This window comes from Thermus hydrothermalis (assembly GCF_022760925.1).
Lineage (GTDB): Bacteria > Deinococcota > Deinococci > Deinococcales > Thermaceae > Thermus > Thermus hydrothermalis.
Genome location: NZ_JAKTNT010000023.1, coordinates 1 through 21022 on the forward strand (window position 1 = coordinate 1; position 21022 = coordinate 21022).

The 21022-nt window shown below is 69.3% G+C and carries 27 protein-coding genes; all 27 read right to left on the minus strand.

Annotation, left to right across the window (positions count from 1 at the left end; translation table 11 throughout):
- Positions 1-144: 144 nt before the first annotated feature.
- A complete protein-coding gene (locus tag L0C60_RS11690) occupies positions 145-756 on the minus strand; it encodes a M23 family metallopeptidase (protein WP_243092825.1) in 612 nt (203 codons plus the stop codon).
- A 44-nt stretch (positions 757-800) separates the two neighbouring features.
- Positions 801-1076, minus strand: a complete 276-nt coding sequence (locus L0C60_RS11695; protein WP_243092826.1) for a hypothetical protein — start codon at positions 1074-1076, stop codon at positions 801-803.
- A gap of 258 nt (positions 1077-1334) precedes the next feature.
- Positions 1335-1733 carry a hypothetical protein gene (locus tag L0C60_RS11700; protein ID WP_243092827.1) on the minus strand — a complete coding sequence of 133 codons (399 nt, stop codon included), beginning with the start codon at positions 1731-1733 and terminating at the stop codon, positions 1335-1337.
- A gap of 644 nt (positions 1734-2377) precedes the next feature.
- Positions 2378-3352: a pyocin knob domain-containing protein gene (locus tag L0C60_RS11705; RefSeq protein ID WP_243092828.1), complete on the minus strand. Its 975-nt coding sequence runs from the start codon at positions 3350-3352 to the stop codon at positions 2378-2380.
- Between the two features lie 10 nt (positions 3353-3362).
- The gene (locus tag L0C60_RS11710) at positions 3363-3995 is read right to left on the minus strand and encodes a hypothetical protein (protein WP_243092829.1); all 633 of its coding nucleotides are present in this window, start codon (positions 3993-3995) and stop codon (positions 3363-3365) included.
- Positions 3992-5092, minus strand: a complete 1101-nt coding sequence (locus L0C60_RS11715; RefSeq protein ID WP_243092830.1) for a baseplate J/gp47 family protein — start codon at positions 5090-5092, stop codon at positions 3992-3994. The genes L0C60_RS11710 and L0C60_RS11715 overlap by 4 nt, the downstream gene beginning before the upstream one ends.
- Positions 5076-5453, minus strand: a complete 378-nt coding sequence (locus tag L0C60_RS11720) for a hypothetical protein (protein ID WP_243092831.1) — start codon at positions 5451-5453, stop codon at positions 5076-5078. Before L0C60_RS11720 ends, L0C60_RS11715 begins: the two co-directional genes overlap by 17 nt.
- A 3-nt stretch (positions 5454-5456) precedes the next feature.
- Positions 5457-5954: a PAAR domain-containing protein gene (locus tag L0C60_RS11725; RefSeq protein WP_243092832.1), complete on the minus strand. Its 498-nt coding sequence runs from the start codon at positions 5952-5954 to the stop codon at positions 5457-5459.
- Positions 5947-6618 (minus strand): hypothetical protein, encoded by a 672-nt coding sequence (locus L0C60_RS11730; protein WP_243092833.1) that lies wholly within the window; start codon positions 6616-6618, stop codon positions 5947-5949. Before L0C60_RS11730 ends, L0C60_RS11725 begins: the two co-directional genes overlap by 8 nt.
- Before the next feature lie 2 nt (positions 6619-6620).
- On the minus strand, positions 6621-7166 hold the full coding sequence (locus L0C60_RS11735; RefSeq protein ID WP_243092834.1) for a hypothetical protein: 546 nt from the start codon (positions 7164-7166) through the stop codon (positions 6621-6623).
- The gene (locus tag L0C60_RS11740; RefSeq protein WP_243092835.1) at positions 7156-9666 is read right to left on the minus strand and encodes a tape measure protein; all 2511 of its coding nucleotides are present in this window, start codon (positions 9664-9666) and stop codon (positions 7156-7158) included. The genes L0C60_RS11735 and L0C60_RS11740 overlap by 11 nt, the downstream gene beginning before the upstream one ends.
- Positions 9659-9781, minus strand: coding sequence for a hypothetical protein (locus L0C60_RS12855; protein ID WP_276605787.1), 123 nt, complete (start codon positions 9779-9781; stop codon positions 9659-9661). Before L0C60_RS12855 ends, L0C60_RS11740 begins: the two co-directional genes overlap by 8 nt.
- A gap of 31 nt (positions 9782-9812) precedes the next feature.
- Positions 9813-10136, minus strand: a complete 324-nt coding sequence (locus tag L0C60_RS11745; RefSeq protein ID WP_243092836.1) for a hypothetical protein — start codon at positions 10134-10136, stop codon at positions 9813-9815.
- A gap of 10 nt (positions 10137-10146) precedes the next feature.
- Positions 10147-10584 (minus strand): hypothetical protein, encoded by a 438-nt coding sequence (locus L0C60_RS11750; RefSeq protein ID WP_243092837.1) that lies wholly within the window; start codon positions 10582-10584, stop codon positions 10147-10149.
- Positions 10585-10589: 5 nt separating this feature from the next.
- Complete coding sequence (locus L0C60_RS11755) at positions 10590-11987, minus strand: DUF2586 family protein (protein WP_243092838.1); 1398 nt, start codon at positions 11985-11987, stop codon at positions 10590-10592.
- Positions 11988-11997: 10 nt separating this feature from the next.
- Positions 11998-12201 carry a hypothetical protein gene (locus L0C60_RS11760; RefSeq protein WP_071677406.1) on the minus strand — a complete coding sequence of 68 codons (204 nt, stop codon included), beginning with the start codon at positions 12199-12201 and terminating at the stop codon, positions 11998-12000.
- Positions 12202-12203: 2 nt separating this feature from the next.
- Positions 12204-12638, minus strand: a complete 435-nt coding sequence (locus L0C60_RS11765; RefSeq protein WP_243092839.1) for a hypothetical protein — start codon at positions 12636-12638, stop codon at positions 12204-12206.
- A complete protein-coding gene (locus tag L0C60_RS11770) occupies positions 12635-13156 on the minus strand; it encodes a phage virion morphogenesis family protein (RefSeq protein ID WP_243092840.1) in 522 nt (173 codons plus the stop codon). The genes L0C60_RS11765 and L0C60_RS11770 overlap by 4 nt, the downstream gene beginning before the upstream one ends.
- Positions 13153-13545 carry a DUF1320 domain-containing protein gene (locus tag L0C60_RS11775; RefSeq protein WP_243092841.1) on the minus strand — a complete coding sequence of 131 codons (393 nt, stop codon included), beginning with the start codon at positions 13543-13545 and terminating at the stop codon, positions 13153-13155. The genes L0C60_RS11770 and L0C60_RS11775 overlap by 4 nt, the downstream gene beginning before the upstream one ends.
- A complete protein-coding gene (locus L0C60_RS11780; RefSeq protein WP_243092842.1) occupies positions 13532-13759 on the minus strand; it encodes a helix-hairpin-helix domain-containing protein in 228 nt (75 codons plus the stop codon). Before L0C60_RS11780 ends, L0C60_RS11775 begins: the two co-directional genes overlap by 14 nt.
- An 8-nt stretch (positions 13760-13767) precedes the next feature.
- The gene (locus L0C60_RS11785) at positions 13768-14628 is read right to left on the minus strand and encodes a phage major capsid protein (protein ID WP_243092843.1); all 861 of its coding nucleotides are present in this window, start codon (positions 14626-14628) and stop codon (positions 13768-13770) included.
- A gap of 10 nt (positions 14629-14638) precedes the next feature.
- Entirely contained in the window at positions 14639-15961 is a 1323-nt protein-coding gene (locus L0C60_RS11790) for a phage protease (RefSeq protein WP_279231972.1), read from the minus strand.
- 179 nt (positions 15962-16140) lie between these two features.
- Positions 16141-17274, minus strand: coding sequence for a PBECR2 nuclease fold domain-containing protein (locus L0C60_RS11795; protein WP_243092845.1), 1134 nt, complete (start codon positions 17272-17274; stop codon positions 16141-16143).
- Positions 17261-18685 carry a phage portal protein family protein gene (locus L0C60_RS11800; protein WP_243092846.1) on the minus strand — a complete coding sequence of 475 codons (1425 nt, stop codon included), beginning with the start codon at positions 18683-18685 and terminating at the stop codon, positions 17261-17263. The genes L0C60_RS11795 and L0C60_RS11800 overlap by 14 nt, the downstream gene beginning before the upstream one ends.
- Complete coding sequence (locus L0C60_RS11805; RefSeq protein ID WP_243092847.1) at positions 18678-18959, minus strand: hypothetical protein; 282 nt, start codon at positions 18957-18959, stop codon at positions 18678-18680. The genes L0C60_RS11800 and L0C60_RS11805 overlap by 8 nt, the downstream gene beginning before the upstream one ends.
- A 232-nt stretch (positions 18960-19191) precedes the next feature.
- Entirely contained in the window at positions 19192-20445 is a 1254-nt protein-coding gene (locus L0C60_RS11810; RefSeq protein ID WP_243092848.1) for a terminase large subunit domain-containing protein, read from the minus strand.
- Entirely contained in the window at positions 20438-20926 is a 489-nt protein-coding gene (locus tag L0C60_RS11815) for a hypothetical protein (protein WP_243092849.1), read from the minus strand. The genes L0C60_RS11810 and L0C60_RS11815 overlap by 8 nt, the downstream gene beginning before the upstream one ends.
- Between the last annotated feature and the right edge of the window lie 96 nt (positions 20927-21022).

Genomic DNA, 21022 nt, shown 5'->3' on the forward strand with positions numbered 1-21022 from the left:
TGGTGGAGCCGACGGGACTCGAACCCGTGACCTCCTGAGTGCGATCCGCACGAAAATCCCTGCGCACCGCGGCAAGTCGCGTCAGGAATCGGCACTGATTGGCACGTGGGGGTACTATCCGGTTGGCGCTCTGCTACAGCTCTGCTACAGGGGAGACTCGTTCAGCCGCACCCGGGCGAGGCCCAGGGCGTCCAGGTTCACCACTACAGGCTTCTTCGTGGTCCACTGCCCGGCGGGCAGGTACAGCGTCCCGGCGGGGAACCAGTAGCGGTGCTCCGGCTCGGCGTGGGTGGCGAGGAAGGCCACGGGGTCCAGATAGCCCTCCTCGATGGCCTTGCGGTTCATCCCGGGCCAGTAGTCCGGTGGGAGAGGTTTCCGCCGCACCTCAAAGTGCAGGTGGGCGAGAAAGGGGGCTCGAGGGTCCCCTCTCCCCACGCTCCCGATGGCCTCTCCCGCCAGCACCACGTCCCCCTCCTCCACGGCGACGAAGGCGAGATGGGCGTACTGGGTGGCGAGGTACGGGAGCCCCAGGAGCTGGGCCAGGGTGGGGTGCTCTATGAGGACGACGTTGCCCCAGACCCGGTGGGCGCGGGCGTGCGCCACCCGCCCCATGGCCACGGACACCACGGGATAGCCGTAGTCGGCGTCCCCCGTGGTGCCCACCAGGTTGTAGTCCACGCCGGGGTGCTCCGCCGGGGGAAGCCCGGCTTTTCTCCTCCACTCGGGATAGCGGGGGTCTAGGAAGCCAGCGTCCACCCGAGCTCTGCCGGGGATTCGGAATGGATGGACGACTCTCATCTTTACCCCCTTTTGAACAACTCAAACCCCGCCGCGATTACCCCCCCAAGGAGAAGCCCGAGGATGGCCCAGACCAGCGTTTGCCACGTGGAGGTGCGGGCCATCAGAGTTTCCAGTCTTCCCTCCAGTCTGACGATGGCCTGCTCCACGCGGTGGAGGTCGGACCGCATGTCCTCCACCGCTTCCATCCGGCGAGTCAGCTCCATGATGAGCGCCCCGTGTCGCTCCGTGGTCCGCTCCAGCGCCTCCAAACGCTCGTAGGCTCGTCCCTCCTGCATCCTCACCACCTCACCCCAGCTCCAATGGCCCACCGCCATGGCGAGGCCCCGAGGAGGGGGCGGGCCACCTCCAGCGTGGCCCACCACCCCTCTAAGTAGAGGCCGATGAGGGTGTACGGGGCTACCTGCGCTTCAGGCCAGGTGCGCCCTTCCACCCCCAAAGCAACCTCCAGCGGGCCCTGAGCCCAGACGACCGCTTCGGCGTAGCACACCGCCCAGAGGGGCGGCCCGTAGACCACCCGGCACGCCGCACGGCCGCTAGCGTAGCCGTGAACGCTCCACGTCAGGACTAGAGCTGCCAGCAGGGCTAGCGGGCGCACCGCCGCCACCTCCTCCCTGGGCGATGGAACGCACCAGGTCCACCCCGCCGGACGCCATAGCCCCGGCCACCAGCCCAAACCCTAGCCAGTCCGCCGTGAGGTGGCCGGCCAGATGCCCCAGGTAGCTCAGCCCAATGGCCAGGGCTACCGAAAGGGCGATGCCCCAGGGGCCCTCTGCCCGCCACACGTGCTTGCGCACCAGGGCCACCAACGCCGCCACCACCCCGGCTAGGGCGATGGGGGACTGGTACCACAGGGCCACGTCCGAGGGGACGCCGAACGCCGCGCCGAAAGCCGCCAGGACTGCCAGAACGCCTGCTAGCGTTCCTTTCATCATCGCACCTCTCCCGGATTGGGTTCCCGCACCTGTGGGAGGTCAGGGCGGGTCAGATTGACTATGAGCCGTTCCCACACGTACCGGTGTTCCCCCGTGGCCCGGGCCAGGACCGGGGCGGGGTCCAGGTAAACTGAGTGCAGTCATGCTTCTAGGGCAGTAAGTTGAGTGGTTATGCAGTAAATAGTTGATGCCCTTGGGCTTAGCCGGAACCTCCCCCCACGGGCGCCCGGGTTCCCACACTCTTAGTCCGCCGCTCGCCAGGGGCATTTTTCTGGGTAGGGCTCGAAGTCTACCCCAATCTCCGCCGCTGCCTTTGCAAGAATGGCGTTTATCTGCCGTACCTCTCTGCACTCGTCTAGTTGCGAGATCCACTGTTGGTAGGCGTCTCGCAAACGAGCGATAGATGCGGTAGCCTGCTCTAGCTCTTGGGGGCTCATAGCGTAGTCCCGCTGACGCAAAAGGGATTCCATGCGAGCTCTGGACCAAGACGATAGCAGGCTTCTAGCCGTAGCCCGAACTAGATCTACCCATGCGTTTTGTGCAAAAAGCAAAGCCTCAGGGGGAGTGATGTAGTCCCCATAAAGAGATACTGGTGCTCCAAGCTGTTTAGCTATCGGAGTCAAGTCTATCACCATGTTCACCTCCTAGGCCAATCGCATGGCGAAGAGGAATGTTTTCCCACTAACGTACGTTGTTCCGGTTAAGGGAATATCACTTAGATTTAGTGTTACCACAGAGCCACCAGTCGAGATGGCCCACACATGAGCATCCGGGCGTATGTCCGCATAAGTTGTCGGCTGGGCCGTTGCCCAGATACCTCTAGTATTAAGGTACTGAACCCCGCCTGAGAAGATTAGATTCAGCCTGGCTCGTTGGTAGTGGATGCTCACGTCTCCGCTAGTTATATGGGATAGAGTGGTCCACCCGATGATGAGCCAAATGCCAGCAGGTAGAGACAGCGAGAGAAGGTTTACGCTGCTCTGTCCAGAAAACCCAGCGGTGGCACCCAGCGCTGCATACCTGAAATCTGTGCCTTGTATCCGCCACGCAGCCCAGGAAGTGTTGGAACGTTTTCGCACATAGGACAGAGGGTCAGAAGCTCCTGCCGGGATAAACATTTGTATAACGCTGTTCCCACTTCTTGCAACAATCAAGAAGCCGTCCTGTTCGTTAGCTGGGGGTGGCGTCCCACCTCCACCTGACCCGCCGCTGGTAACCCTGTACCAACCCGGGTTGGTAACGGTATCCCAGCTAATAGCACCCCACTGCAGGTCGGGGCCTTGCATGTTTGCCGCTGCCGCCCCACTCGCCAGCTTGGCGGCGGTCACGCTCCCGTCCGGGTGGTCCAGCACGGGAGCGGTGCGGTGGGCAGAGAGGGTCGTGCCGCCCTGAGCAGTCTCTAGAGTTTGCACCCGGCTGTGGAGGCCGCTCAGGGTGTCGGGCGGCGCGGCGTCCCAGGGGAGGCCCAGGATCTCGGCGATGCGGCCTTTAAGCCGCTCGGTGCGGTTGAGGAGCCGCTGGAACAGCAGCTCCAGCGGCCCAATGTTCCTCGGCTCCCCAGGGATGGGCACCTGGAAGTCCGTCTCCCACTGGTCTTGCGGCGTCAGGTTCTTCGGCATACTCCCTCCTTCAGACCACCTGTATGGGCTCGGGGCTCCACACGCCCCCGTCGTCCCAGACCCCCCCGTCGTCCCAAGCGTCCGTGGGGCCGGGGATGTAGTAGACCCGCCGCACCCGGGCGTGGGCGGGCTTCACCTCTTTAAGGAGGGCGGGGATGCGGGAGAGCTCCGTGGAGGCCAGGGCGTAGTCCCAGGGGGTGCCGTCGTCCCACACCCCCTCCCCGTCGTCCCAGCGGTCGGTGGTGTAGGCGGCGATTTTAGGCCAGAGCCAGACGGAGAACTCCGCCCAGATGGAAGGGTCATCGCGGAAGTGCTCGTAGACGTAGGCGTCATAACCTGCCGTGTCCAGCCAGAGGAGGACGCCGGGGAAGGTGCCGACAAGCGACCAAAACGTGAACGCCTGCCGCAGGCGTTCGCGATACGCGGTTTCTAACTCCCCTCCAAAGCGGGCTATAGCCCGTCCCTCCCCAACGAGGTTTAGGGCGTCCTCAGGGGCATAGCTGGGGTAACGGGCCAGCACGGCGTCCCGTGCTCCGTCCACTGCCCCGTCCAGGACGCGCCCGAGCGCCCTGGCCCAGCGCCGCCCCGCCTCGTTTTGGAGCCAGGGGGGTTGGGCCTTCTCCATCCACTCCTCGTAGCTCATGCCGCCTCCTCGTAGCTGATCCCGCTAGCGTCCAGCACCAGGGCCTCTGTGGCCCCCAGGGCGATGTCTCCGGTGGGGCTGGAGAGCACCACATTGGTCACATGGGGACGGGCGAAGAGAGCTTCAATGATCCGGCTGCGGTAGAGGATGCCACCGATCGGAACCTCCCTTTGCATGGCGGCGAGTTCCCGGTCCACCGCCGCCCGAGCCTGGGTGAGGGCCCCAGGAACGGCGTAGACCACGCCTGAGAGGGCCACCACGCGCGGGGTAGCGGCGTAGACCAGGACGTTCGCCGTGAGCGGCCTGCGGGCCTGGACATAGGCGTCCACGACGCCCACCACCTCGCTCCCGATACCCCCCTCCCCCCAGATGACCACGTCCACAGTCCCCTGACCCCTGGGGTGGTCGTCCAGCACCCGCACCTTGGTTACCGCAGGATGGGCGGTGAGGGCCCAGAACTCGTAGGCCGCTTTCGTGGCCCCGCCCCCGAGCTCCGCCCAGCGCGCCCGGCACCTGGCCCGTAGCTCCTCGTCCGTCTCCTCGTCCGCCCCCGCCTCCACGAGCCACCCCGTGGGATTCACCACGCTCACTCCCGGCAGGGGGGTGTGGAGGACGGTGATGGCCCCGTCCGGAACATTGAAAAGTGCCCCAGGGGACTCCGCCTGGACGATGAGGTCCAGGGTGCCCCCTTGGGGGAGGGTGCCGCCCGTGATGTTGCTGTAGCGCTTCCCGTCCGCCGTCCCCACCCAAAGGTCTCCGGGGCCGATCTCGTAGGGACCGAACCCCGGCAGGGCGGAAAGGCGCACCACGCCACGGGCGAAGGCGGCGGGCTTCCTCTTGAGAGCATAGAACTCCTCTGCCAGGAGGTCCAGCCACGGGCCGGACGCGGTGGAGAGGTAGCCCCCCCGAGCGATGGCCGCCACCATGCGCCACAGGTCCTCCAGCCCCAGGGCCGGGGCTTCCACGGCCACGTGCCGCCCCACCGCACCTGGGTTGAAATCGTTGAGGGGGAAACCCATGTCCCGCAGGGCCTCTATGAGGCGCTGGCGGATTTGGTCTCGCGAGGGCGGGGTCAGGAGCTCATCCAGGGTAGGCATCCAGCACCTCCACGCTCACCCGGTCCACGCTGAGGACCAGGTCAAAGGGCCCTTGGTCCGTCTCCAAGCGCAGGGCCACCCGCACGCGGTGGCCCGGTTCTGGGGCCACGCTGGCCTCGGCGAAGCGCACCCGGGTGTCCTTCTCGGCCTCCTGCTCCACCAGGATGCGCATCTCCTCCAGGAGCTCTGGGGTCATGGCCTCGTTGAGGTAGCGCCGCAGGTCCAGCCCGTACCCCGGGGCGTACCAGAGCGCCCCCCTCGGGGTGATGTAGCGGCGGGCGATGGCCCGGGCCAGGTTCTCCAGGCCGGAGACCCGGCGCCAGGTCAGCTCTTCAGTGATGTCGGTCCCGAAGTCGGTCATGGTTCACCCCGAAAAGACCTTGGAACTGCCGCCGATTATCTGACCCACAGCCCCCCCCACCTGCACCGGGTCCCCCACCCGGGCCACAGGGGGGCCACCGCCCGCGAGCTCCACCCGGGGGGCGTCCACCACGACCCGGACGGGGTCCTCCACCCGGATCTCTCCCGCTTCGTCGTCCACCCGGACCCGGCGGCCAGACACGGAACGGATCTCTACCACCACCGTTCCCCCGGCCTCCCACAGGTAGGCCACGGGGCGCTCAGGGTTTCCCCCCTCAAACCCGAGGAGTACCCGGCTACCCGATTTGACCCGCACGTACGCCCCGGGGAGGAACACGCGCAGGGGCACCCGGACGAGGTGAGGGAAGCGCGGGTCGTCCGGGCGGAGGTCCAGGTGCATGTCCCCGTGGTCCAGGAGGACCTCCGCCGGGTAGAGGGCGAGGAAGTCTATGCCCTCGGGGTAGGCGAGGGCCTTCAGAGCGCGAACGGCTCGCTCACGCACGCCACACCTCCATCGTGGCCTTCTCCAGCCGATAGACGATTCGGCTCACCCGGACGGGCACCCGCACCCCACCTAGCCAGAGGGTGGCCTCCGCGCCCGGGCGGAGGGAGAGGTCCAGGGGGGCTAGGTACGCCCCGGGGCCGAGGGCTTTCGCCCCGGGCACCTCGGGGCCCTTGGGCCACTCGGGGCGCTCCGCGTGGACCTTTCCGTCCTCGCCCACGTAGATCGCCCGCCCCTCCCTTTCCGCCAGCCGCCAGAGGAGCCGGTAGGCGCTCTCGGCGTGGCGGACCCAGACCCTGAGGACGCTGGGCAGGTCCAGCGCCCCGGGCTCCTCTCCCACCTCCCTCAGGGCGTCCTCCGCCACCAGGCGGGCAGGCACGCCCTGGTAGTAGCGGGGGCGCAGGACGCGGTGGAGGGCGCCCGCCCCGGCCACCCAGCGCACCAGGGGCCAGCCCTCCGGGGTGCGCATGATCTGGACGGGCGTGCCATGGAGGACGAGCTCCACGTCGTCATGGAAAAGGCGCAGGGGCGCCCGCGCCCCTTCGGTTACGGAGTGCTCCCCGTGAGGGACCCCGAGGAGGAGGGTGGCGTGGGCCCGTCCGGGGTAGGGCCGCACCACCTCTCCGGTGGCGATGGGGTCATTCCCAAGGATGAAGCTCGCCATAGCTACCTCTTAGGCGGCGGGGGGGACTTAGAGGGGCGGTCCACCTCCAGGACGCTCACGCCCTGGCCGAGGAGCCCGTCCCCGCCTCCGGCGCCGCCTCCCTGCTGTTTGGTGGCCTTCTTCGTCTTCGTCTCCGGCCACCACTCCTGGAAGCGGAGGGTGAGCCGATACCCCTCCCTCCAGTCCAGGGGGGCCTCCTCCAGGTCCACCAGGTAGACCTCCCGGATGCCCCAGCGGTGCGTGGCGGGGTGGACGAGCTGGACGGGGGTGTGCTTCTCCGCCCCGCGCCGGTTGCGGTAGACCTCGGCGAAGCGCCGGATGCGGTCTAGCTGGCCGAAGTCGGCCACGCGTACCTCCACCGTGACCTCCGCCGGGGAATAGCCGAGCTTCGTGGACACCACCCCGTCCTGCCCCGGCACCTCCACAGTGGACTCGCGCAGGCCCCCGCCCCTCACGCTCACCCGCACCTGGCCCACGATGTCTGCTCGGGGGTCAGGGGCGATGCGCCAGCGGCTAGGGCCCACGATGACGAGCTCGTCATGCGTCATGGCCCACCTCCGAGGCTAGGAGCTCCAGCCCCCGTACCACGATGCGCCCCGCGCTCCAGTCGTCCAACGCCTCCACCACCTCTCGGGCGATGGCCCGAGGGTCGCCAGCCCCGTTGATGTGGATGTGCACGGTTGTGGGGGCAGCGTTCATGGGCGAAACAACTCTCTGCGGGGCTAGAGCGTGAGGAGCTTGGAGTTTGGGGGGTTGGATCTGAGGAACCCGGATTGGAACCTGGACCTGAGGAACCTGGATTTGAGGAATCTGGACTTGGGGAGCTTGGACCTGGGGGGCAAGTTGAACACGAGTCGCACGAACAAGCTGGGTTACAGCCTGCTCCACCGGTCCTGTTTGGCCCAGACCAAGGCCGAGCCCCGCCACCGCCGCCAAGCCGATGCGGTAGAACTCCCGGCTCGGGGAACGGATACCCAGCGCATCCCGGGCCCCCTGGCCGATGGCCCCGGCGATGCGCTTCCCCCACTCGTAGGTCTGGCGGACCGCACTTCCCGCCACTTCCAGCCCCTTCAGGATCAGGTCACCGCCTGGCACAGAGCGCACCACCGACTTCAACCCCTCCACAAAGCGGCCCCCCGCCCCACGCACGGCCTCCGCGATGCGGCCCGGGAGGCCCCTGAACCACTCCACCACTCCCCGGTAGAGGGACGAGAGGGCTGTCCGCACCCTCCCCGCGGCGCTAGAAACGCGCTCGCGGAGGGCGGCCCAGGCGTTTGAGACGGCCTCGGTGATCCTCCCCCACGCCCCGGAAACCGCCGCCACCACGGAGGACCACGCCCCGCTCGCCCAGGCCGCGATCCTCTGCCAGGTCGCCGAGGCCGCGCCGGAGACGGACGTCCAGAGGTTAGCGAAGAATCCCCTGATCTTGTCCCAGTTGCGGATGATGTAGCCCACGGCAAACGCCGCCGCCGTAGCCACCAGCCCCCAGGGGGTGGCCAGCCGGAGGATGGTCAGCGCCCCCATGCCCAAGCGAGCCAGCATGGGCCCCATGCTGGAAGCCGCGGCCATCATGGTGGCTCGGTGGGCCACGGCGTAGCGCATGGCGGCCAACGCCACACGGCCAAACCACAGCACCGATAGCCCACCCCAGCGCACCACGCTTCCCGCCATGCCCAGGGTGAGGAGGTTGAGAAGCCGCCACGCTCCGGCCAAGGCGATGCCCATGCCGATGAGCCGGAAGCCAGAAGCGGTGGAAGCCTCCATGCCGCCCGCAGTGCCCCCTAGCGCTTGGGCCACGGCGTTTAGAACGGGGGCCACGGTTTGGGCCACGCTTTGAGCGGCTCGGATGCCGTCCATGACCCCGCGCCACGTCTCCACGATGGCGGGGCGGATGCGCTGCCACGCCAGGCTCACCTGGGTAATCGTGCGCTCCACGCTGTCCAGGAAGCGGTTCAGGTTGGCTTCGGCCCTCGAGGGGTCGGTGGCGTCGGCGAGGCTACCAAACACGCTCCTAAACGCCCCGCCGATGTAGCGCTCCAGCATGGCCTTCAGCCGGGCCCCGACTCGTCCCTCGGGGTCCGTGAGGGTCACGAGGTTCTGCAACAGGCCCCGAACGGGGGCGGGGTTGATGTCCATGAACAGGTCCAGGGAGCGGGAGCGGAGCGTGGACCAGAGGCCCGTGATGGACTGGCTCGCCAGGAGCTTCATCAGCCTCCCGAGCTCCCCCCCGGACACGGAGTCGCGTAGGGCCTCCATGACGGCCACGATGCCCAGGTCGGCGGAGATGCGCCCGGCCTCCTGCAGCTTCTGGACCTGCTCCACCGTTACCCCGAGCCGCCTAGCCAGCACCTCGTAGACCTTGCCCAGGGGCACCCCAGCTTCGGCCAGCTGGTTTAGCTCCTCGCCTTGCAACCTCTGTCTACTTTTAATCTGCGTGAAGGCGAGGAGGACGCGGTCAATGATCTCCTTGCTGAACCCCTTGAGGGCCGCCAGGTCCCCAACGCCCTTCAGGACTACGGGGATCTCCACGGGCTTGAACCCGGCGGTGAGGAGGCGCTGGTAGGCGTCCACCACGTCCCGGGTCTCAAAGGGGGTGGCGGCGGCGAACCTGACCGCCTCCCGCATCATCCGCTCCGCCTCCTCGCGGCTGCCCAAAAGCGTCTGGAAGGCGATGAGGGTGTTCTCCTTAAACGAAACCGCGTCTATGACGAGCTTGGCCCCGTACCCCGCCGTCCCGGCGATGAGGAGGTTGCGGAGGTTGAAAACGCTGGAGGAGAGGGCGGCCATCTCCGCCCTGGCCCTGGCCGCCCCGGAGGCGAGGGCCGCGAACCCTCCTCGGGCCGCCCCGACTCCGGCCAGGGCGTAGCTCAGCCCCCGAGCGGCGAGGGCGGCGCTGCCGAACTGGCGGGCCATGCCCGCGCTGGCCGCGCGGGCGGCGGAGGTAGCCCCCACCACCGCCCGCTGGAACTCCCGCACCTGCCTGACGGCGGCGGTGAGCCCAGCCACCTGGGCGCGAAGCTCAAAGATCCATTGGAAGCGGTTATCCACGTTGGTCGGGGATGAGGGCCAGGTGGCTCGCGGCCTCCAGCATGGCCCCGGCCGCCGCCTCCGGGGAGCGCTCCCCCCTGCGGTAGGCTAAGAGGCACTTGGCGGCCAGGGCCACGTTCCGCTCTTTCAGAATCCGCTCGTAGACCTCAACCGAGCGGCGCCAGAAACCGGGCCTCCTCGTCCTGGGCCAGGGCGATGAGGTCGGCGGCGATGCGCGGCACGAGCCCAGGCCGCTGGCGAACGATCTCGGCGAACTCAGCCCTGGAGGGCTTCAGGAGGCAGTCCAGGACCAGAGTCTTCTGCGCCGCGTAGAGGTTCGCCCCCTCACGGGCGGCGGTGGCCACAAAGCGGCTGTACTCGGGCTCCTGGGGAGGGCGGAAGTACGCTCGCCCCCAGCGCCCCTCGGCCACGTAGACCTCCCCGTGCTCCAGGAGGAGGTCCTGCTCGTCTGCGGGTTTCAGCTCAGGCATCTACCCCTCCTCACTTGGCCCGGAAGGGGGCCTTGGACCGGGGCAGGACCTCGAGGGCCTTCCCCTTGAGCTCCACCATCACCGGCTCAGCCCCCTTAGACACGCTCACGCTGCCGCCGCCCGTGGGCCGGAATGCGCGGATGAAGTCCACGGTGGTCTGCCCGTCCGTCCCGGCGTAGACCACCTGGATGTCCACCTCCTTGTCCTGGAAGCCGTTCCCCCACCGGTCCAAGAGTTGGTCGTAGATGTCCTTGGGAAGCTTTACCGTGACCTCTACGGGCTCCACCATGCCCGGGGTGCGGGCCACCGGCTTGCCCCCCTTGTAGAGGTACTCTTCCTGGACCTCGGGGACGCTGTACTCCACCTCGGCGTCCACAGGGATGGTCTCCCCGTCAATTATGAGCTCCACCGAGGAGAAGTCGTAGAGCTTGGTGTTCCTGACCTCCATTCAGATCACCCCACCTTCAGCGCCGGGTTCTCAAACCCGATCTCCACGCTGATGAACTTGGCGTAGCCCAGAGGGATGATGGCGATGGACACGGGGAGGCGGCGGGAAGAGAGGATGTTCTCCGTGCGGTCCACCGTCACCCGTACGGCGGGCTGGCCCTCTATCTCGCTCACCTTCCCCTTCAGAGCCGCTCTGAGCATCCCCGCGATGTACCCTTCCACCCGCACCGCGTCCCGCTCGGCGATGCCCCCCGTGGCGGGGTCCACGCGGATGGACTCGTTCACGAACCTAAGCCCCGCCTGGTACGCCACGGTGCAGGCCAGGTCCATCACGGAGCGGTACTGGTCCAGCTCAAAATCGGAGCCCGGCGGGGCCATGAGGCGGCCCTGGGTGAGGTAGTACCCCGCGTAGGCGGGGTAGGTGCGGGCCGTGGTGAAGCGGGCCTCGTCTAGGCCAGGGGTCACGTACTCGTCCCGGTGGAGCCGGACCACGCCCACCAAAGGCCCCGAGGCCACCCGGCCCACGTCCTCCTGGGCCGGGCGGGCGGCCCTGCGCCCAGCCCATAGCCAGGAGATGGGTCTGCGGTGCACCCGCCCGGTGATGGGGCTGGCGATTTCGGCGTACCCAGCCCCCACGCCCACCCGCGTGGAAGCGAAGCTGGCCCAGTCAGTGCGGAGCTGGCTGTCCGACTTGTCCTCGGCGTCCAGAATAGCCCAGATGTAGCGGTGCTGCGTGGCCGCCTCAGTCATCCGGGCGTCCACCGCCGCGGCCACGGTGGGGGTAGCCGCCCCCACCACGTGCACGAACTGGTAGCGGAGTTGGGCTTGGGCAAAAAGGGCGTTCAGGGCGTTGTTCAGGTCGGTCAGGCTATAGCCGGGGGCGGTGGTGGTAAAGCGGAACTCGTCCCCCTGGACAAAAGAGGGTTCGGTGGCGCCGTTGGTGAAGGTGAGGGTGAGCCCCGTGCCGGGCAGGGTGTAGGTGCCCCCAGAGGGCACGGCGATTTCCGGGCTCCAGTTATCTCCGCCGTCCAAGGAGTAGACGAAGGCGGCAGTCCCCCTGGCCCCGGTGCGGGTGATGCGCACCACCACCTCGTAAGCGTCCAGGGGGCTACCGCTTGCCGCCAGGGTACCCGTGCCCGTGCCCGTTTTGCTGATGGTGCCCACGGTGCCGGCCACGCTGGCGTTGACCCGGACGGCGTAGATGGCCCCCGCCCCCTGGGCGAAGGCCACGCCGATGGCCTCCAGGAGGGGGCCGGAGCCGAAGACCTCTTTGGCCCGCTTGGTGTCGGAGACAGCCACCACCTCGTTCACGGGCCCCTGGCTCGCCACGCCGATCTTGACGTGCACGCCCTCTCCCAGGGCCGGGAGGACGCCCAGGTTGCCGTCCTGGACGTTTATGGTCACGCCGGGCAGGTTAGCCATTCCTGATCACCTCCCCCTGGGCCGCCTCAAGGGCAGCCTCGTACTCCTTGCGGGTCACCTCCTGCCCCAGGGCCCATCCCGCCTTCGTCTTGGCGGCGGCGAGGAGCCACCCTGGGGTGCCGAGCTCCCTAGCCCACTCCTCGTAGGGGCGCCGGGGCTCTTCCTGAACCTCTTGGGTCTCGTCCTTCCTAGGCATACTCAACCTCCGCACTGCATGGCTAACTGCTCCAGGACCACGTACTGCTCCTGCTCTTCCACCGGGGCCACCACCTCGAGGCCCAGCCGGTAGGCCACCCCCAGGGCGATGGCTCCCCCCTCCACCCACTCCCCGTCCCGCGGCTGGGCGAGGGTCCCAAGCCGCTTCCGCAACGCGGTGAGGACCTCCGCCAGCATCCCCTCCACGTCCGAGTAGGCGCTGGCCCAGAGGTAGAGGGAGAGGCGCACCCGCCGGGCGTAGAGGGGGCGGCCTGTGGGCGCGGGGAAGGTGTACTGGGTGGAGGCCTCCAGGGTCTCCCGCTCGGGCACCACCACCAGACGGGGCGGGTGGGCGTGCTCGTCCAGCCCGGCGAGCCCCACGTAGATGGGCACGGCGGGAAGCTCCTGGGCGAGGACCTGGATGAACTCCGCGATCACAGCTCGGCCTCCAACCACGCGGCGATGGCCTCGCGCATGCGCTCGGTGTACTCCCCGAGGTCGTACCCCTCGGGGAAGAAGGGCCGGGCGGGGAGCACCACCTGGCTAGCGGTGACCCACCGCCCCCTCCCACCCTTCCGCACTCCACGCCCCCCGGCCAGGCGGAAGCGGAGCCACCTGGCCCGGCGGGGGCGGATCACCGCCCCGAACTGGTGGGGGGCGGCGTAGCGCACGTTGGTCCCGATGGCGAACCCCCGAGCGGTGACGTTCTGGACGCTGAAGGAGCGGCGCAGGCGGCCCGTGTCCGAGAGGGTCTGCCCCCCCTCCAGCTGAGCCCGGAGAGAAGGCCGCCAGGGACGGCCCCAGGGGTCCGTGGCGGTGCGGAAGCGCTCCTGCAGGGCCGTCATGGCCCCTTCTGCCGCAGCGCGGGAGACCTCCCGCAGGGCCCCGGGCCGGGTGAGGCGGTCCAGGGCCCGGAGGAGGCGGGAAAGGCCACGAAAGTCCCCCCGTACGCTCACGGCCACCTCCGCTCGCGGGTCACGGCCTGGATGGCGGTGGAGGAAACCTCGGGGGTAGCGTCCTCTACCCCGGGGTCCACCTTCCCTGCGGCCACCCCCTCCAGCCAGCGGATGGCGTCCTCATAGCGCATGCGCAGGTTCTCCTGCCCGGGCCGGGTGGGGTCGTACCCCCTCCGGCTCATGAGGTCGTAGGCGGCGATGATGGCCGTCACCCGCACGAGCTCCCGCCCCCACGAGCGTAGTGGCAAAGAGTACCGCACCCGCAGGTAGGAGTCCACCAGGGCCGAAGCAGCTTCAAGCGCCGCGTACTGGTCCCCGGCATCCACCCCGGCCAGCGCCTGGGAAGGTAGCCCCAACGCCCGCAGATCGGCCAGCTCAGCGTAGGGCATCGCGGATCTGCTCCAGGAGTTTGCGCCCGAGCCCCTTTATGGCCAGGAGCTCTTCGTCCGAAGCCGAGCGCACCGCCTCGAGGGTGCCGTACCCCGCCCCGAGCAGAAGCGCCCGCCCCGGGAAGTTCTCGGGGAGGGGGGTGGTGGGACTGGAGAGGGCTTGAGCTTCCTCCTCCCCCCCGTAGCGCCAGCGGCGGAACGCCGTCAAGCCCATCCCTTACCTCACTGGGTGATAAGCCGCACCACCGTGGGCTTGTCGCTTCCCGGCAAGCGAGAATAGCGGTGGGCGGCATAGTAAACGTTCACCGCCACCACCGTGGAGTCGGCCAGGATGTCCTTGTCGGTCTCAACGGTGGGGGTGCCGTTGTACCACAGGGCCAGGGCCCCACGGCGCACGATGAGGGTCACGTACTTGGTGGGCGTGCCCGTAATGACAGGGGCCCGGTCGGAAACGATGAGGGGAAGCCCCATCACCCGGGGCAGCCCACCCTGCTGGGCGTCCACGAAGATGGGTTGGCCCGTGGTGTCCTTGAGCTTGCGCAGGTCCGCCAACACCTTGGAGTGGACAATGACGGCGGCCACGTCCACCTGAGCGTCCCCAAACTGGGCCAGGGCGTCCACGAGGGCGTCGTAGGTGATGGTGCCCGTGGATGCATCCTGGGTGGCCACACCCCCGCCCGTGGTGCTGTTGGCGGCTTCCACCAGGGCCCGGTCAAACTCCCGCCGGGCCCCTTCCAGGATCTGGCGGGTAGCCTCGGCGTAGGGGTCGGCGTACATGGCGGCCAACTGCGCCCACGAGGTGACCTCAAACGCCTTCCCCGCCCGCTGCACCACGGCCTCCTCCGAGGTCATGGAGAGCTTGGTAACGGTAAGGGGCGCTCCTTCAGTCACCCGCTCAAACTCGCCCAGGATGCCGAAGTAGGGCACCTTCACCTTGTCCCCGCCGCGCACCCCACCGGGTAGGGTGCGGCTTTCCACCACCGCATCCGTGCCGTAGAGGGCAATGCGGTTGGGCCACGCCCCGGCCACCGCGTCCGCCAAAACCTCCGGAATGATCAGATCGGCCCGAGTCGTTGCAGGCATCTTCTACCTCCTAGTAGCCCAGGGCCCGCTTGCGTAGGGCCCGGTACACCTCCGGGTTTTCCCGGTACAGCTCAGCCCGCTGCGCGGGGCTGAGCTTGTGCCAGTCCAGCCCCTCCTGCCCCACAGGGGGCTCCTCTGCCCCGTTGGAAAGGACCACCCTGGGGGCCACCCGCAAAAACGCCTCCAGCGCCTCGGGGGTCTGCTGCTCGGCCCAGGAGAGCATGGCCGGGGTCAGCTTCCCCTCCCGCTTCCCCTGCTCAATGAGGCGGGCCAGCCGCTCCTTCCTCCGCTCCTCCTCCAGCGCGGCCAGCCGCTCCTGGACCCGGGGCAGCTCCTCGTGGGCCTGCTTCCAGGCCAGGAGCACCGCCTCGGCCTCGTCCTCCCGGCGCGTCCCCGTGAGGGCAAAGACCCGTTCCGGGAACGCCATGAGCCTGCGGAGAACCGCTTCGGCCTCGGCCTCGCCAGCGTCCTCCCTAAGCCCTAAAAGCCTCAGAACCTTCTCCATCCTCGTCCTCCTGGTCTCCTCCCGCTCCCAGGGGGCCTTCTCGCCCCACTGGTGGTAGTGGGCCGCGATGTGCCGCTTGACCGCCTCCAGCTCCGCCTCTGGGATGTCCACGCCACCACGCGCCCCTTGCAGAACGGCGGCGGCGGCGTAGACCCCCCTTTTGTGCACCACAAGCTTCCCGTCCACCACGTCGTGGTGGGGCAGCTTGTAGGAGCCGAAGTTTTCCGGGTCCCGGGCATCGTACCAGGCAAACGCCCTGCGGTACTTCGCCCAGTCTATGGTCTCCTTGTCCCCGCTCCCGTCCCGGCTGGCCCAGCGCCGGACCCGGGCCACGGCGGCGTCCGCGTCCCAGGAGGAGCCCTCGTGGACCGGACCCGACTCAAACCCCACCGCCTTCGCCACCAGAGGCTCCAGGCACTTGGTGGCCGGGAGGTTGGTGAGGGCGAGGTTGATGAGCTCCACGATGCGCCCCTCCTCGTCCACGTAGAAGGCGGGGCTGAAGTAGCGGTACTCCCGGTTGCGCAAAAGCTCCATAGCCCTCGGGGTCCACTCCACGTTCACCGCCCAGAGGCCGTCCTCCCGGACCTCGAGGTCAAACCACCCGGCGGCGGGGACGGGGCCGTTGGACACGGGCTCCAGGGCCTGGTGCTCGTAGTCAATGGAAAGCCGGTTGCCGTAGTCCCGCCAAGCCTGCATCACCCGGCGGGCCGCCTCCTGGTCAAAGAGAAAGACCCCCTTGGTCGTCTCCACGCGACCGAAGGGGAAGATGCGAAACTCGCGGGGGGGCTCGCCCCCCGGCACGGGAACGGTCAAGGCGTGTCGGGTCATGGTCCACAAAGAGCTCCCGGGGGTTCCGGGGGTAGAGTTATCCGAGCTTAGCTCTAGGATAGCACACCTTGCACTCCGCTACAAGGGGTGCTAGAATCAGGGCAAACCCACCGGGCTGGGCCTGGGTTCCCGATAGCCCGGTGCAGGACGCGCGGCCCTCCAGGGGGCCGTTGCCCTTTTTACGGCCAGCGGAGGAACCCCACCCTCTGGTTCTGCAGATAAGCGTAGTTTTTGGTCTCTATGAAGGTCAGGGCCGCCAGGACCCCCCGGTGCACCTCCGCCGAGAGGACCAGGTGCCGGTCCCGCCCCTCCCGGTAGACCTTCAGGTACCGCTGGCGGAAGACCACTCGCCGCTCGTGCTGAAGGGGGAGGAGCCAGACCTCCTGGGGGGTCCGCACCAGGTCTGGGAGCCAGGCGAGGAAGCGCTCCCGCCCATCCCCCTTGAGGTGGCCCACGAGCCCCCGGTCCACCAGCACGGGGAGGCCCGTGGGGTCCACGAGGAGGGCGGGGAGGCCTCCCAAGCGCTCCTCCAGGAGGGCGAGGAAGCGCGCCTCCCCCACCTCCGCCAGCGTGGGCAGGAGGTCTCCGGGGGCGGGCGTAGGGTCCAGGCGTTCAGGTAGGCCGTAGGAGCGCCAGTCGGGCGGCTCCCCGGCGAAGGCGGGCGCCCAGGGGAGGCGGGCGGCGTCCCTTTGGCCCTTGGCGTAGCCCTCGGCCCACTCCTCCTCCGCCGGGGAGAGGCCGAAGCCCTCCTGCGGGGGGAGGCTGGGCAGGGTCTGGGTCACGCCCCGCCGCTCGGCCTCCGCGCGGGTGAGGGCCCGCACCCCGCTCCGGCAGTTGTGGTGGAGGGGGGGCCAGTTGGACCTCCACCACGGGTCGTCCGCCGGGCGCACCACCCCGTCCCGGGCCCGGCAGATCTCCGTGGTGCGGCTGTCCAGCACGGCATCGTACATGAGGTAGGGGTGGGAGCGACGCACGGCGGGGTCCTGGAGCTGGTCCCACCTCCCGGCGGAGTAGGCGGCCTGGACGTTGTTGCGGAAGATGGTCTCCAGGTGGCCGTAGCTCCACCTCCCCCCGAGGACGCGCAGGGCCTCCTGCCGCCACTCCTCCAGGGGCGTCCCCTCCTCCAGGGCCCGGAGGACGCTCTGGTGGAGAAGGGCGAGGCGGTCCAAGAGGGCCACCCCGGCGGCGGTGAAGGCCCGCCGCCGGGCCTCCTGGGTGAGCTGGCCCCACTCCCCCTTGAGGAGGGGCACCTTGCCCCGGAACCACTCCGCCGCCTCCTGGAAGCGGAGGGGATCGGCGCTAACGCTCCACATCGCGGATCACCGAGTACCGCCCCGCCAGTCCCGCGAGGACCAGGGCCCGCTCCGTGAGGGCGGCCACCTCCTCGGGGGAGGCCTCCCGGAAGCGGCGCATGAGGAGGTCCCGCACCTCCTCGTAGCTCCCGGCCCGGGCCAGCTCCTCCTCCAACCCCTCCAGGGGGTCGGGCAGGCGCTGGAGGAGCCGGTCCGCCACGGCATCGGCGTAGAGCTGCCCCTGCACAAAGCCGGGGGCTTCCTGGGGGCTGTCCCCCGAAGCCAGGCGCACCCGCCGCAACCCCTCCACCCGGCGCAGGGGGATGCCGTACTGCTCCGCCAGGGCCTCGAGGTCCAGGGGCACCCCTGCCTGGGCGAACGTAGCCACAGCGTTGGCCAGGCGAGCCAGGGTTTCGGCCTCGGCCTGCCGGTCTTGCGGAAGGGTGGGGTCCCAACGCGGCCAGGGAGCCAGTTCCGGGCGGCCAAAGTTATACTCCGCCCACCGGAGGAGGATCTGCCTGAGGGCGGTGGCCAAACCCTCGGCGTCCGCCTCCAACAGGTCCTGGCGCACTTGGGCGTGTACCAGAGCCGCGGCGTAGCTCCCCCTCTGGACCTCCGTGGTCAGGTTCTGCCCCAGCACGGCCACAGCGATGGCCCGATCCGCCCAGGCGATGGCGGCCTCCTTGGACCGCCATACCCCGTCTGGTGGAGCTACCATTTCCAGCCTCCACCCCTCCGGCAGCACCAGGCCCGTGTCCCCTCCTAGGTCGGCCAACAGCTGGGCCAGCTCCTGGCCCGTGGCCCCAGCCGGGCCCTCAGCGGTGGCCACCCGGAGCGCCCCCACCTCGTTGTCCCGGGCCCAGTAGCGGATGGCGTCCAGCTTCACCAGCCAGGGCAGGGCTAGGGCCCGCCACAGGCCCCGCTCCCAGGGGCGCTTGGGGCCGTAGGGGGTGTAGAGCAGCCAGAGCCCCTCCTGCAAGGGGTGCTCCTGCCCCTGGGCATCCCGCACCCACCACGCTCCCTCCCGCCAGCGCAGGGCCCCGGGGTGCCACACGTCCAGCTGGGGCCAGACTAGCCCGTCCTCCTCTTTCCAGGAGATGGCGGCAAGCCCAACCCCCGTGAGGAGCCCCCAAACCACCAAGTCGTGCACTATGTGCTCCGGGAACACGTCCCACCAGCGCTCCTCCAAGAGGGCCGCCTGGCGCTTGCCCCCGGGGGCGGGCTCCACGCTGAAGGGAAGCCCCAAAAGGGCCCGCACCCGAGTCGTCATCACCCCCGCCACCCGGTCGTCTCCCAGAAGGGCACGGGCCAGTTCGGCCACGGGCCGCATGTCCCCCTGCTGGGCGATGGCCCAGACGGTGCGGACCTCCGCCGGGGTCCACTCGGCCCGGAGCCAGCCCCGAGGCTCCTGGTAGGTATTCACCTTAGCCATGAATCTCCCTCCATATCTGGAGGAGCCTGGGGCGGGCTAGGACATAGCCCACCCGGTTGGGGGTGGTGGACCAGAGGAAGGCCGCCAGGTCCTTCGCCTCCTGGCTCCGCTCGTGGGGCGGGCGGTCCAGCTCCAGGGCCCTGCGGAGCGCCGCCCTCACCACGTCCCAGGGATACCAGCGCCCCCCCACCTGCAGGGCGTAGCTCCCCGCCTGACCCACCAGCCGCTCCACCTCCTCCCGGCGCCCCCGGCCGGGAGGCCCCACGCGGCGCATGCGGGCGTTCAGAGCGCCCCAGACGAGGAGGGCGGGGTCAACGTCAGAGCGACCTCGGCGCTCTCGTAGGTGAGCCCGCAGGACCTGCACCTGTACCGCCGCACCAGCATCACGTCCGGCCATACCCCCTCCACGCCCACCCGCCCCCTGGACTCCACCTCCGTGGAGCCGCACCTGGGGCAGGGTAGAGTTCTGCCCAGCTTAGCCCTAGCATACAACTCTTTGGAGCCCACTACCACCTCCCCTTCACCCGGTAGGGCCCACCTGTAGGGGCCGCATGCCGGGCCGCCCACACCGCGAGGGCCAGGGCCATCACCGTGTCGTCGTGCGCCCCGGACGGGGCCTCGTAGCTCACCCCGTAGGTCGTCTGGCGGGCCTCGAGGGCCCGGAGCTCCCCGAGGAGGGCGGGCTCGGGGTAGAGGAGGAGCCTCCCCTCGGCGAGGGCCAGGCGAAGTTCGGTGACCAGGGGGGGCTTTGTGGCGTGGGAAAACCGGTACGGGTAGACATTGGGATAGGCCCGCCGCAGGCGCTCGTAGACCGGATCCCCCACGCCCGTGGCGTCCACGAGTAGCCTCGGGGCGTAGGGGCGGACGAGGCTCAGGACCCGCTCCACCGTCTCTTCCCACTCTGCCCGCCAGCGCTCCAGGCGCACCAGGCGCATGGCCTCGGGCTCCGTGGCGTCCACGATGGCGAGGGCGGTCCAGTCGTGGACGCGGGCGAGGTCCAGCCCCGCCACGTAGCGCCGCCCCTCCCGGGGCTCCTCGGGGCCGGGGAGGCGTGTGGCCCGCTCCACGTCCTCCTCGGGGATGGCCCCGCCCGAGGAGAGGAACTCGCACAGGTACTCCTGCCGGAAGCGCCACTCGCCCAACGCCCGGCGCTCCTCCTCCAGGAAGGCCGGGTCCAGGTGGGGGACGTCGTAGGCCGTCACCATGACCCGCTCCCACCCCTCACCCCCCACCCACTCCCGCCAGAACCAGCCCCGGGTGCCGAAGGGGGTGGAGATGGCCACCAGACGGCCACGGGTGGCGGCCAGCATGGGGCGCACGGCGGCGTAGAGGTCGTCGGGGATCCACGCGGCCTCGTCCAGGACCACGAGGTGGGCGCTGTACCCTCGGATGGTCCCCTCTTTGGCGGGCAGGGCGATGACCCGGCTCCCCCCTCGGAGCTCCAACCGAAGAGCGCTCTCCGCCCGGAGGTCCAGGCCGAGGACCTGGGCGAAGCGCCGCACCCGGTTGGCGAGCTCCTGGCTCTGCCGCTGGGAGGGGGCGATGAGGAGCACCGTGGCCTCCTGGCGCACCAGGGCGGTGTGGAGGGCGAGAGCGGCGGCGGTGGTGCTCTTCCCCGCCTGACGCGAGGCGAGAAGGAGGAGGCGGGGGGACGGGGAGAGGAGGGCCCGCCGCTGCCAGGGGGCGGGCGTGACACCCGCCCGCTTGAGGACCACCGTGGGGTCTAGGGCGAGGGCCAGGTCCTGGGCGAGCTCACGCACCCTCCGCCTCCAGACGTTCCACCAGGGCGGCCCTGGCCTCGGGGTAGGGGGCCAGGGCCTCGAGGACCACCGCCCTCAGCCGGGCCCACTCCGGGCTCGCCACCAGCGCCACCTGGACGCTGGGACGCTCGTCTAGCTCCCCGAGGAGCTTGGCCTCTAGTTCCAAAAGCCTGGTAGCCGCTCCAATCGCCTGGACCGCCGCCGCGTAGCGTCCCTTTGAGCGAGCTTCGTCCAGAAGAGCGCGGGCCTCGCGGTTTAGCTCCCTGATGCGGTCCAAAACGGACACGCCGACCTGGACCGCCTTGGCTTCAACCGCCCGTTGAACATCGTCCTGAACGTGCTCACGGTGGCGGTGAAGGGCGCCGAGCGAAACGCCAAAGCGTTCCGCTATGTTCCGAAACGACTCACCTTCCACCAGCGCCCGGTCTATCTCCTCCCGCTGGGGATGGGTGCAGATGGTGCACCGCCTAGGCACTTCCACCTCCTCCTACCCGCCCCTCCTCAGGCGCCCCCGGCCCTCCGAGCGCCCGGTGGGAGCGGTGTCCACCCCAAGATTTTGTTGGGGCCCCGGTTTTGG

Excerpts from the sequence above, each read along its gene's own strand:
- L0C60_RS11750 (WP_243092837.1), bottom strand. The coding sequence starts at position 10,584 with ATGGAGGTCAGGAACACCAAGCTCTACGACTTCTCCTCGGTGGAGCTC.
- L0C60_RS11695 (WP_243092826.1), bottom strand. The coding sequence starts at position 1,076 with ATGCAGGAGGGACGAGCCTACGAGCGTTTGGAGGCGCTGGAGCGGACC.
- L0C60_RS11775 (WP_243092841.1), bottom strand. The coding sequence starts at position 13,545 with ATGCCCTACGCTGAGCTGGCCGATCTGCGGGCGTTGGGGCTACCTTCC.
- L0C60_RS11760 (WP_071677406.1), bottom strand. The coding sequence starts at position 12,201 with ATGCCTAGGAAGGACGAGACCCAAGAGGTTCAGGAAGAGCCCCGGCGC.
- L0C60_RS11735 (WP_243092834.1), bottom strand. The coding sequence starts at position 7,166 with ATGACGCATGACGAGCTCGTCATCGTGGGCCCTAGCCGCTGGCGCATC.
- L0C60_RS11805 (WP_243092847.1), bottom strand. The coding sequence starts at position 18,959 with ATGCGCCGCGTGGGGCCTCCCGGCCGGGGGCGCCGGGAGGAGGTGGAG.
- L0C60_RS11705 (WP_243092828.1), bottom strand. The coding sequence starts at position 3,352 with ATGCCGAAGAACCTGACGCCGCAAGACCAGTGGGAGACGGACTTCCAG.
- L0C60_RS11785 (WP_243092843.1), bottom strand. The coding sequence starts at position 14,628 with ATGCCTGCAACGACTCGGGCCGATCTGATCATTCCGGAGGTTTTGGCG.
- L0C60_RS11700 (WP_243092827.1), bottom strand. The coding sequence starts at position 1,733 with ATGATGAAAGGAACGCTAGCAGGCGTTCTGGCAGTCCTGGCGGCTTTC.
- L0C60_RS11780 (WP_243092842.1), bottom strand. The coding sequence starts at position 13,759 with ATGGGCTTGACGGCGTTCCGCCGCTGGCGCTACGGGGGGGAGGAGGAA.
- L0C60_RS11720 (WP_243092831.1), bottom strand. The coding sequence starts at position 5,453 with ATGACCGACTTCGGGACCGACATCACTGAAGAGCTGACCTGGCGCCGG.
- L0C60_RS11790 (WP_279231972.1), bottom strand. The coding sequence starts at position 15,961 with ATGACCCGACACGCCTTGACCGTTCCCGTGCCGGGGGGCGAGCCCCCC.
- L0C60_RS11800 (WP_243092846.1), bottom strand. The coding sequence starts at position 18,685 with ATGGCTAAGGTGAATACCTACCAGGAGCCTCGGGGCTGGCTCCGGGCC.
- L0C60_RS11730 (WP_243092833.1), bottom strand. The coding sequence starts at position 6,618 with ATGGCGAGCTTCATCCTTGGGAATGACCCCATCGCCACCGGAGAGGTG.
- L0C60_RS11710 (WP_243092829.1), bottom strand. The coding sequence starts at position 3,995 with ATGAGCTACGAGGAGTGGATGGAGAAGGCCCAACCCCCCTGGCTCCAA.
- L0C60_RS11745 (WP_243092836.1), bottom strand. The coding sequence starts at position 10,136 with ATGCCTGAGCTGAAACCCGCAGACGAGCAGGACCTCCTCCTGGAGCAC.
- L0C60_RS11795 (WP_243092845.1), bottom strand. The coding sequence starts at position 17,274 with ATGTGGAGCGTTAGCGCCGATCCCCTCCGCTTCCAGGAGGCGGCGGAG.
- L0C60_RS11715 (WP_243092830.1), bottom strand. The coding sequence starts at position 5,092 with ATGCCTACCCTGGATGAGCTCCTGACCCCGCCCTCGCGAGACCAAATC.